This is a genomic window from Dietzia sp. HMSC21D01, from assembly GCF_001815995.1.
Taxonomy (GTDB): Bacteria; Actinomycetota; Actinomycetes; order Mycobacteriales; family Mycobacteriaceae; genus Dietzia; species Dietzia cinnamea.
Genome location: NZ_KV823749.1, coordinates 11,089 through 12,961, shown reverse-complemented (window position 1 = coordinate 12,961; position 1,873 = coordinate 11,089). Strand labels below are relative to the sequence as shown.

Genomic DNA, 1,873 nt, shown 5'->3' with positions numbered 1-1,873 from the left:
CCCCCGTCCTCTCGGACGGGGGCCTCACTCGATCCGGGCGGTGTCAGCTCCCGATCGACTCCAGGGTCGGCAGCGAGCTGGCCGAGGGCTGCGAGCTGCCGAGCGAGCCGGAGTTCGACCCCAGCGTGCCCTGCGTGCCGGGGACCCAGAAGAAGAGGTCGCCGATCGAGCCGGTGATCGGGGGCTCCTCGCCCGGCTCCTCGGGAGCGGGTGCGACGGTCACCGTGGCGGTGTCGACGCTGCCGGCGTAGGCCTCGCGGTCGGCGGGGACGAACTCCGCCTGCACCGGGTGGTCGCCGTCGGTGGCGAAGGTGTGCGTGAGCACGGCCTCGCCGTCGGTCACCGGGACGACCATCGTGCGGCCGTCGATGGTGAAGTGGACCTCGCCGGGCACGTCGGGGGTGACGGTGGCGGTGATGTCCACGGGCTGTCCGGCGACGGCGCCGGTGACCGGCTCGAGCGTGACCGTGGTCTCGGCCTGCTCGATCGGCTCCGGGGTGACGAAGACGTTGGTGGTGTCCTCGCTGGCCGTGTAGCGCTGCGGGTTCGCCGGGGTGAACTCCCCGGAGATCTCGTAGTCGCCGGCCTCGGCGAACGTGTGTGTGGCCGTGGCCACGCCGCCGCTCACCGTGGCCTCGACGGGCGCGCTGCCGTCGCCGAAGTCGAAGGTGACGGTGCCGGCCGCGTTGGCCGGAGTGACCCGCGCGGTGACGGTGACCGACTCACCGGCGACCGCACGGACCGGGTCGACGGTGACCTGGGTGGTGGTGGCCTCCGCGCTCACGACGACGGTGGCGACGTCGCTGCTCGGGGAGTTGGCTTCCGTGTCCGTCGGCGTGAACGTGGCGCGCACGGTGTGCTCGCCCGTCGTGTCGAACGTGTGCCGCGCGGTCGCGACGCCGTCGGTCACGGTGGCGGTGTACTCCTGGCCGTCGACCTCGAAGAGCACCGTCCCCGCCACGTCGCCCGGCGTGACGGTGGTCGTGAGGACGACCTCCTGGCCGGCCCGCGCCGAGACCGGGCTCACGGAGAGCTCGGTGGACGTGGCGTTGGCGATCGAGTTGAAGGTGGCGGTGTCCGAGCTCGCGGTGAACCGCTCCGGGTTGGTGGGCGTGAACTCCGCCGTCACCGTCTTCTCGCCGGCCGAGGTGACGTCGAACGTCGCCACGGCCACGCCGCCCGACACCGCGACGGTCTTGGTGACGCCGTCGAGGGTGAAGTCGACGGTGCCCGCCGCGTCCGCCGGGGTCACCGTGGCGGTGAACTCGACCGACTCGCCGGCCACGACGCGCGTCGGGGTGACGGTGACGTCGGTCGCCGTGGCCTCCGCGGAGACGGTGGCGCTGGCGGTGCCGGTGCTGGAGCCGTAGCGGTCCGGGTCGGCCGGGGTGAATGTGGCTGTGACCGGGTAGGTGCCGGTCTCCGTGAAGGTGTGCTCGGCGGTCGCGACGCCGTCGGTGACGGTGGCGGTGTACTCCTGGCCGTCGACCTCGAACGTCACCGTGCCCGCAGCCTCGGCGGGGGAGACGGTCGCCCGCAGCGTGGCGGGCTCGCCTGCCCGGGCAGGCACCGGCGAGACCTCGACCGAGGTCTCCGTGCCTTCGGTCTCCACGGCCACCGTCTCGGAGTCGGTGGAGGTGGTGTAGCGGGCCGGGTTGGTGGGCTCGAAGGTGGCGGTCACCGTGTAGGTGCCCGCGGCGTCGAGCTGGAACTCGGCGGTCGCCTGACCGTCGGCGAGGGCGACCCGCTGGGTCTGCCCGGCCACGGTGAACACCACGTCGCCGACGGCGCCGGCGGGGGTGACCGCGGCGGTCGCGGTGAGCGTGCCGCCGGCCGTCATCTCCACCTCACTGAGGGTGAGGTCGGTGGTGGT

Annotated in this window: 1 protein-coding gene; it reads right to left on the bottom strand. The window is 73.3% G+C overall.

Annotated elements, in window-relative coordinates; genetic code table 11:
- Positions 1 to 43 precede the first annotated feature (43 nt).
- Positions 44 to 1,873, bottom strand: a 1,830-nt coding sequence (locus HMPREF3086_RS03130; protein ID WP_168169042.1) for an Ig-like domain repeat protein, incomplete at its 5' end; no start/stop codon positions are given.